The organism is Vulcaniibacterium thermophilum (assembly GCF_007923255.1).
Taxonomy (GTDB): Bacteria; Pseudomonadota; Gammaproteobacteria; order Xanthomonadales; family Xanthomonadaceae; genus Lysobacter_F; species Lysobacter_F thermophilum.
This window is the reverse complement of record NZ_VOHJ01000031.1, coordinates 25,088-33,641: the sequence shown is the minus strand read 5'-3', so window position 1 is coordinate 33,641 and position 8,554 is coordinate 25,088. Positions and strand designations below refer to the sequence as shown.

Annotated in this window: 5 protein-coding genes; 3 read left to right on the top strand and 2 right to left on the bottom strand. The window is 71.0% G+C overall.

The genetic code is table 11. The features are described from left to right. Nucleotides 1–418 precede the first annotated feature (418 nt). Both FQY64_RS11805 and FQY64_RS11800 read right to left on the bottom strand, forming a co-directional pair. Nucleotides 419–1,921, bottom strand: a complete 1,503-nt coding sequence (locus FQY64_RS11805; protein WP_146474481.1) for a peptide MFS transporter — start codon at nucleotides 1,919–1,921, stop codon at nucleotides 419–421. Nucleotides 1,922–2,042: 121 nt separating this feature from the next. Continuing rightward, nucleotides 2,043–2,909, bottom strand: a complete 867-nt coding sequence (locus FQY64_RS11800) for a tryptophan 2,3-dioxygenase (RefSeq protein ID WP_146474479.1) — start codon at nucleotides 2,907–2,909, stop codon at nucleotides 2,043–2,045. 189 nt (nucleotides 2,910–3,098) lie between these two features. On the opposite strand from FQY64_RS11800, the gene FQY64_RS11795 reads away from it, so the two are divergent. From FQY64_RS11795 to FQY64_RS11785, 3 genes are all read left to right on the top strand, one after another. Next, complete coding sequence (locus FQY64_RS11795) at nucleotides 3,099–6,302, top strand: lamin tail domain-containing protein (protein WP_146474476.1); 3,204 nt, start codon at nucleotides 3,099–3,101, stop codon at nucleotides 6,300–6,302. A gap of 194 nt (nucleotides 6,303–6,496) precedes the next feature. Next, nucleotides 6,497–7,570 carry a pyruvate dehydrogenase (acetyl-transferring) E1 component subunit alpha gene (pdhA, locus tag FQY64_RS11790; RefSeq protein ID WP_146474473.1) on the top strand — a complete coding sequence of 358 codons (1,074 nt, stop codon included), beginning with the start codon at nucleotides 6,497–6,499 and terminating at the stop codon, nucleotides 7,568–7,570. Next, nucleotides 7,567–8,553, top strand: a complete 987-nt coding sequence (locus tag FQY64_RS11785) for an alpha-ketoacid dehydrogenase subunit beta (RefSeq protein ID WP_146474471.1) — start codon at nucleotides 7,567–7,569, stop codon at nucleotides 8,551–8,553. The genes pdhA and FQY64_RS11785 overlap by 4 nt, the downstream gene beginning before the upstream one ends. Nucleotide 8,554 lies beyond the last annotated feature (1 nt).

The following is an 8,554-nucleotide window of genomic DNA, read 5'->3' as shown; positions in this document are numbered from 1 at the left end:
CTTGGGGCGAGAGCACGGAGTGCGGCGGTCCATGCTCCTGCTCGTGCTCGCGGCACCGCGGCTTAGCGACCTGCCGCACTCCGCTCTCACCTTGGAAATCTAGCGGGATCGAAAGACACAAGCGGCTGAAGCCGCTCCTGCACGGACCACCGGCGGGGTCGCGGGATGACGCCGTGGCAAGGGCGCTCGCGCGATGCGCGAGCGTTGATCCCCGCTTTCACGGGGATGACGATCCGGCAAAGGCGTGGCCGCATCGCGGCCACGCGTGGACCCCGCTTTCGCGGGGTGGATCCCGCTTCCGCGGGGTGGATCCCCGCTTTCGCGGGGTGGATCCCCGCTTCCGCGGGGTGGATCCCCGCTTTCGCGGGGATGACGCCGTGGCAAAGGCGCTCGCGCGATGCGCGAGCGCGCCACGGCGTCACTTCACGCCATGCATCAGCTTCTGGACCAGCGGGGCGATCACGAACAGCAGCGCGCCCGCGCCGAGCAGCGCCCAGAAGCCGAACGTGTAGCCGGCGTGGGCGGACTCGACGGTCATGCCGCCGGTGCCGCTGACGTGGCCGGCGAAGATGCCCGACAGGTTGTTGCCGATGCCGGTGGACAGGAACCAGCCGCCCATGCCGAAGCCGACCAGGCGCATCGGCGCCAGCTTGGTCACCATCGACAGGCCGATCGGCGACAGGAACAGCTCGCCGACGGTCTGGATCACGTACACCGCGAACAGCGTCCAGAACGGGATCATGCCGGCGTCGTCCACCAGGCTCGACAGCGCGAACATCAGCAGCAGGAACGCCAGACCGTTGAAGATCAGGCCGAGGCCGAACTTGCGCGGGATCGACGGGTTGGCGTTGCCCATCTTCACCCACAGCCAGGCGAACACCGGCGCCAGCGCGAGGATCGCGATCGGGTTGATCGACTGGAACCACGCCACCGGGAACACCCAGTCGCCGAAGGTGCGGTCGACGATCTTGTCGGCGAGGAAGTTGAACGAGCTGCCGGCCTGCTCGAAGAACATCCAGAACATCACGTTGAACGCGAAGATGATCAGCATCGCGATCGCGCGGTCGCGCTGCACCGGGCCTTCGCGCACGCCCTCGACGAGGATCATCACGCACAGCGCGACGAACAGCGCGCCCAGCACCCACGCCAGCGCGCCCGCGCCGATGGTGAGCAGGAAGTAGATCGCCGGGATCGCCACCAGTACGCCGATCAGCACGCCGAGCACGCGGCCGCGGCTCTCGGCGCCGACCGGCGGGCGGCCCACGCCCTGGAGCTGACGGCGACCGACCCAGAACCACGCCAGGCTGAGCAGCATGCCGACGCCGGAGGCGATGAACACCACCTTGTACGAGGGCATCTCCGGCGTGCCGAACACCTTGTCGGCGAGGATGCCGGTGAGGATCGGCGCGAGGAACGCGCCGGCGTTGATGCCCATGTAGAAGATGGTGAAGCCGGAATCGCGGCGCGGATCGCCCATGCCGTACAACTGGCCGACCATCGTCGAGATGTTGGGCTTGAACAGGCCGTTGCCGGCGATGATGGTCGCCAGGCCGAGGCGGAACACCTGTTCGTTCGGCACCGTGATCAGGAACAGGCCGGCCGCCATCACCACCGCGCCGAGCAGGATCGAGCGCTGGTAGCCGATGACCTTGTCGGCGACGTAGCCGCCGAAGATCGCCGCCGCATACACCAGCGCGAGGTAAGCGCCGTAGAGCTGGTTGGCGGGCGCCTCGCCGGCGCCGGAGCCCTGGTAGAACTGGGCGACGATGTACAGCACCAGCGCCCAGCGCATGCCGTAGAAGGCGAAGCGTTCCCAGAACTCCGTCATGAACAGCATCCACAACGGACGCGGGTGACCCAGCGTCGTCGGGAACTCGGGAAGGGGCGCGCCTGGCGCGCTCGGTGCGGCGGCTCCGCTCATGCGGTGTCCTCTCGGTTGTACGGGAATGCGGTCCGCGCCGGCGCGCGGGACGGCGGAGCATTACCGACCGTGACGGAGTGCGTCAAACCGGCCGTGGCGTGCTGCGGCGCAGCAGCCCTGTTCAGGATCGCGCGGGCGCGCCGATCAGCGTGCGCACCTCGAACAGCTCGGGGAAGAAGGACAGTTCCAGCGCCTGCTTGAGGAAGCCGACGCCCGAGGAGCCGCCGGTGCCGCGCTTGAAGCCGATGATGCGCATCACCGTGCGCATGTGGCGGAAGCGCCAGAGCTGGAACTGGCTTTCCAGATCGACCAGGTCCTCGCACAGGTGGTACTCGGACCAGTAGGTGGCGGTGTCCTCGTAGATGCGTTCGAACACCGGCAGCAGCGCCGGATCGGACACGTGCGGCGCGCTCCAGTCGCGCTGCAGATGCGCCGGCGGCACCGGGTGGCCGCGCCGCGCGAGATGGCGCAGGAACTCGTCGTACAGCGAGGGCGCATGCAGCAGCGCGGTCAGGCGCGCCTGCGCGTCGGGATCGTGCGCGAACACCTGCACCATCGCCGCGTTCTTGTTGCCGAGCATGAACTCGACCGCGCGGTACTGCAGCGACTGGAAGCCCGACGACGGGCCCAGGATGTCGCGGAACTGCATGTAGTCCGACGGCGTCAGCGTCTCCAGCACCGACCACATTTCAGTGAGCTGGCGCAGCACCGCCTTGCAGCGCGCGAAGATCTTCTGCACCGGATCCAGTTCGTCCCGCTGCAGGTGCGCGATCGCGGCCTGAAGCTCGTGGATCATCAGCTTCAGCCATAGCTCCGAGACCTGATGCTGGACGATGAACAGCATCTCGTCGTGCTGCGGCGGATCGGACAGGCGCCGCTGCGCGGTGAGCAGGCGGTCGAGCTGCAGATAGCCGGCGTAGGTGGTGCGGCCCGCCAGGTCGGTGTGGATGCCGATCTCGAGCGGGCGTTCGTTGCGATCGATGCTCATGGCGGGCGCGCGGGGCGCGGAAGCGGGGCGCGCAGGGTACCGCATGCGGGGCGCGCGCCGTCGGGAGGGGGCGGTCGGCCCGTCACGCCGTTGTCATCCCGGTGTCCGCAAAACCGGGCCAGAATCGCCCGGGCAGGGGCATGCCGGCCGCGCAAGGGGCGCGGCCTTTCTTCGTTTCTTGGGGGTCGGATGAACCGGATCGGCATACGGATCGCGGCCGCGCTGCTGGCGTGCGCGGCCTGGAGCGCTTCGGCGCAGGTGGTGATCAGCCAGGTGTACGGCGGCGGCGGCAACAGCGGCGCCACGCTGAAGAGCGACTTCATCGAGTTGCGCAACAACGGCAGCGCGCCGGTGGATCTGGGCGGCTGGAGCGTGCAGTACGCCTCCGCCAGCGGCGGCACCTGGCAGCGCACCGCGCTGAGCGGGACGATCGCCCCCGGCGGCTACTTCCTGATCAAGCAGGCCGACGGCAGCGGCGGCAGCGTCGATCTGCCGACGCCGGACGCGATCGGCACCATCCCGATGTCCGGCAGCGCGGGCAAGGTGGCGCTGGTCGCCGGCACGACCGTGCTGAGCGGCACCTGCCCGCTCGGCGGTGCGGTGGTCGACTTCGTCGGCTACGGCGCGGCCAACTGCGCGGAGACCGCGCCGACGCCCGCGCTGGGCAGCACCACCGCCGCCATCCGCAACGGCGGCGGCAGCGTCGATACCGGCAACAACAGCGCCGACTTCGCGCTGGGCGCCCCCCGTCCGCGCAACAGCGGGACACAGGCGCCGGAACCGCCGCTGGCGCTCGCGATTTCGCGCATCCAGGGCGACGGCCCGCTCTCGCCGTACGACGGCAAGCGCGTGGTGACCGAAGGCATCGTCACCGCGCGCCGCTTCAACAACGGCTTCTTCCTGCAGGCGGCCAACGACGACGGCGACCCGGCGACCTCGGATGCGATCTTCGTGTTCACCGGCGCCGCGCCGCCTGCGGAAGCGGCGGTCGGCAACCGGGTGCGGGTGACGGCGACCGTGGACGAGTTCGTCCCGGCGTCGAACCCGAACCAGCTCAGCATCACCGAGCTGGTGTCGGTAGAGCGCGTGGACGTGCTGGACACCGGCGTCGCACTGCCGGCGCCGGTCGAACTCACCGCCGCCGAGCTGTCGCCCGCGGCGACGCCCGCCACGCTCGAGCGGTTCGAAGCGATGCGCGTGCGCGTCGCCGGGGCCGTCGCGGTCTCGCCGGCCGGCGGCACGATCGACGAGGACGACGCGCTGTCGTTCACCGACGGCGTGTTCCACGTCGTCCTGCCGGGCGTGCCGCGCCCGTTCCGCGAGCCGGGCATCGGCGTGCTCGACGCCTTCCCGGTTCCCGCCGGCAAGCAGCCGCCGCGGTTCGACACCAACCCCGAGCGGCTGATGATCCGCAGCCGCGGCCAGATCGGCGCGGCGCCGCTGGCGGTGGACGTGGGCGCGCAGCTGACGGACCTGGCCGGCGTGCTCGACTACAACAGCGGCACCTGGGCGCTGCTGCCCGATCCGGCCACGCCGCCCACGGTGAGCGGTGGCATGACGCCGCGCGCGGTGGAAGACGCCGCGCCGGAGGACGTCACCGTCGCCGGCTTCAACCTGCTGCGGCTGTTCGACGAGATCGCCGACGGCAACGGCGCGCCGACGATCAAGCCGGACGCGCTCGACCGCCGGCTGACCAAGGCCGCGCGCGCGATCTGCGACTACCTCAAGGCGCCGGACATCCTCGGCGTGGTCGAGGTGGAGAACCTGCGCGTGCTCGGCCTGCTGGCCGAGCGCATCAACGCCACCTGCCCGCGCGCGCCGGCCTACGCGCCGTACCTGGTCGAAGGCAACGACGTCGGCGGGATCGACGTCGGCTTCCTGGTCGCCACCCGCGAAGTGGCGCCGGGCACGCCGCGCGTGGCCGTGCAGGATGTCACCCAGTTCGGCAAGGACGCCACCTTCGCCAACCCCGACGGCACCACCAGCCTGCTCAACGACCGCCCGCCGCTGCGGCTGCGCGCGGTGGTGAACCACGCCAACGGCGCGCGGTTCCCGCTGACGGTGATCGCCAACCACCTGCGCTCGCTCAACGACATGGACGCGCTGACGCCCGGCCCCAACGGCTGGAGCACCGACGGCGAACGCGTGCGCGCCAAGCGCGCGGCGCAGGCGGCGTACCTCGCGGGCCTGGTGCAGCAGTTCCAGCAGGACGATCCGGCGGAGAGGATCGTGCTGCTCGGCGACTTCAACGCGTTCGAGTTCAACGACGGCTACGTCGACGTGCTCGGCATCGTCAAGGGCGAGGAAGCGCCGGCCGAGCAGGTCGTCACCTACGTCGACAGCCCGCTGACCACGCCGCTGATCGACGGCTCGCAACTGATCGCCGATCCGGCCGAACGCTACTCGTACGTGTTCGACGGCAACGCGCAGACGCTCGACCACGTGCTGGTCAACGAGGCGCTGGTGCTGGCGGCGGATCTGCTGCAGGTCGACCACGCGCGCATCAACGCCGACTTCGGCGTGGTCGATTTCGGCGATGCCGCCAAGCCCACGCGCGTGTCCGACCACGATCCGGTGCGTCTGCGGATCGCGGTGCCGGCGTTCCGCAGCGCGGCGCTGTCGATGACGCTGGCCGCCTCGCGCACGGCCGCGCGTGCCGGCGAGCGCGTGCGGTTCGACGCCACCGTGCGCAACGCCGGCCCGCATGCCGCGGAATATCCGGCCACCGCGTTCGTGTTCGACGCGCCGGTGACGCCGACGGTCGCCGCGCCTTCCGGCTGGAACTGCACCGCGCCGGCGAACGATCCGGCCACCACCACGGTCACCTGCAGTGCCTCGACGCTGGCGGCGGCGAACGACGCCGCGTTCGCGCTGGACCTCGACATGCCGGCGCTCGGCGACGGCGGTGTGCTGACGCTGGCGGCATCGGTGCAGTCGCAGACCGCCGATCCCGCCAACGGCGACAACGGCGCGCGCGCGCAGGTCGCGGTGCAGACCGCCGCCGACCTCGGCGTGCGCATCGCCGGCAGCGCGCTGCCGGTACGCCGCGGCGCAGTGGCGAGCTTCGTGGTGCCGTTGCGCAACGCCGGGCCCGATGCCGCGCGCGGCGTGCGGCTGGTGATCGAGGGCAACGTCGCCGCCGGCTCGGCCGCGGTGGCCGCACCGCCCGGCTGGATCTGCGCCCGCAGCGCGGTGCCGACCGGGTTCCGCGCCGAGTGCCGTCATCCCGACGCGCGCGCGGTGGGCACCGAGTGGTTCGGCTTCGCGGTGGTGGTGCCGCAACGGCCGGTGCGCGGCACCGCGCTCGAGTTCGTCGCCAGCGTCGAGGCGGTCACGCCCGATCCCATCGCCGCGAACAACCGCGCCACGCTGCAGGTCGCGCTGCAGCGCTGAACCCGCACGGCCGGGGCATGACGAGGGCGCGGAACTTCCGCGCCCTCGTCGTTTGCGCGGTTTGCGCGGCGGACGACGCGCACGCCCGCGGCGGCGGAATGCTGCACTGCATCGTAAGCCGCCGGCGCGTTCGCGGCGTGTGCGCATGGCTGGGCGGTATCATCGCCGGCTCCCGACCCCAGAGCCCCTTCCGCATGACGGTCGCCGCACGCTTCGAGATCGAATACCTGCAGTACCTCGGCCCCGACGGCCGTCCCGTCGCCGATCTGCCGCCCGCCTTCGCCGACGCCCGGGCGCTGGTGCCGCTGTTCAAGCAGATGCTGTTCGTGCGCACGTTCGACGCCAAGGCGATCGCGCTGCAGCGCACCGGCAAGCTCGGCACCTATGCCGCCTGCCTCGGCCACGAGGCCACCCACGTCGGCATCGGCGCCTCGCTGAAGCCGGAGGACGTGTTCGCGCCCAGCTACCGCGAGTACGGCGCGCAGTTCATGCGCGGGGTGAAGCCGCGCGAGGTGCTGCTGTACTGGGGCGGCGACGAGCGCGGCAATGATTTCTCCGGCCCGAAGCACGACTTCCCGTGGTGCGTGCCGATCTCCACGCAGTGCCTGCATGCGGCCGGTTCCGCGCTCGCCTTCAAGCTGCGCAAGGAGGACCGCATCGCGGTGGCCTGCTGCGGCGACGGCGGCTCGTCGAAGACCGACTTCTACGCCGCGCTCAACTCGGCCGGCGCCTACCGGCTGCCGCTGGTGCTGTGCGTGATCAACAACTTCTGGGCGATCTCGGTGCCGCGCAAGGCCCAGACCGGCGCCGAGACGCTGGCGCAGAAGGGCCTGGCGGGCGGCCTGCATTGCCTGCAGGTGGACGGCAACGATCTGATCGCCGTGCTCGAAGCCATGCGCCGGGCCACCGAGCGCGCGCGCAGCGGCGAAGGCGGCAGCGTGCTCGAGTTCATCACCTACCGCCTGCACGACCACACCACCGCCGACGACGCGCGCCGCTACCGCGGCGAGGACGAGGTCAAGGCGGCGTGGGCGCGCGAGCCGATCGCGCGGCTGCGCACCTACCTCACGTCGCTCGGCCTGTGGAGCGAGACCGAGGAACAGGCCTGGGCCGAGGAATGCGGGAAGCTCGTCGACGAGGAGATCAACGCCTACCTCAACACGCCCGTGCAGCCGGTGACCGCGATGTTCGACTACCTCTACGCCGACCCGCCGCCCGACCTGCTGGCGCAACGCGAGGCCGCGCTGGCGCAGGAGGGCAAGGCATGAGCGCGCAGGCCATCACGCTGATCGAGGCGATCACCCAGGCGCTCGCCTACGAGATGCGCCACGACCCGTCGGTGCTGGTGCTCGGCGAGGACGTCGGCGTCAACGGCGGCGTGTTCCGCGCCACCGCCGGTCTGCAGCAGCAGTTCGGCCCCGAGCGCGTGCTCGACACGCCGCTGGATGAGACCACCATCGCCGGCCTCACCGTCGGCCTCGCCGCGCAGGGCATGAAGCCGGTCGCCGAGGCGCAGTTCGACGGCTTCGTCTATCCGATGGTGGACCACATCATCTGCCACGCCGCGCGCTTCCGCTACCGCACGCGCGGCCGCCTCACCTGCCCGATGGTGCTGCGCGTGCCGTGGGGCGGCGGCATCCGCGCGCCGGAACACCACAGCGAGGCGAACGAGTCGATCTTCACCAACGTACCGGGCCTGCGCGTGGTGATGCCCTCCTCGCCGGCGCGCGCCTACGGCCTGCTGCTGGCCTCGATCCGCGAGCCGGACCCGGTGATCTTCATGGAGCCGAAGCGGATCTACCGCCAGTACAAGGAAGTGGTGCCGGACGACGGCGAGGCGCTGCCGCTGGACGTGTGCTACGTGCTGCGCGACGGCACCGACGTCACCCTGGTGACCTGGGGCGCGCAGGTGAAGGAGACGCTGGAGGCGGCCGAAAAGCTCGCCGCCGAGGGCATCAGCGCCGAAGTGATCGACGTCGCCACCCTGCGTCCGCTCGACTTCGCCACCATCGCCGAATCGGTGAGCCGCACCGGCCGCTGCGTGATCGTGCACGAGGCGCCCAAGACCGCGGGCTTCGGCGCCGAGATCGCCGCACGCCTGGCCGAGGAGTCGATGTACGACCTGCTGGCGCCGGTCGAGCGCGTCACCGGCTACGACACCCACATCCCGCTGTTCCGGCTGGAGATGAAGTACCTGCCGAGTGTGGACAAGATCGTCGCCGCGGCCAAACGCACGCTCGCCGCGAGCTGAC

What these genes read in the sequence shown, in the direction of transcription:
- FQY64_RS11805 (WP_146474481.1), bottom strand. Translation starts at nt 1,921, where the DNA reads ATGAGCGGAGCCGCCGCACCGAGCGCGCCAGGCGCGCCCCTTCCCGAG.
- FQY64_RS11800 (WP_146474479.1), bottom strand. Translation starts at nt 2,909, where the DNA reads ATGAGCATCGATCGCAACGAACGCCCGCTCGAGATCGGCATCCACACC.
- FQY64_RS11795 (WP_146474476.1), top strand. Translation starts at nt 3,099, where the DNA reads ATGAACCGGATCGGCATACGGATCGCGGCCGCGCTGCTGGCGTGCGCG.
- pdhA (WP_146474473.1), top strand. Translation starts at nt 6,497, where the DNA reads ATGACGGTCGCCGCACGCTTCGAGATCGAATACCTGCAGTACCTCGGC.
- FQY64_RS11785 (WP_146474471.1), top strand. Translation starts at nt 7,567, where the DNA reads ATGAGCGCGCAGGCCATCACGCTGATCGAGGCGATCACCCAGGCGCTC.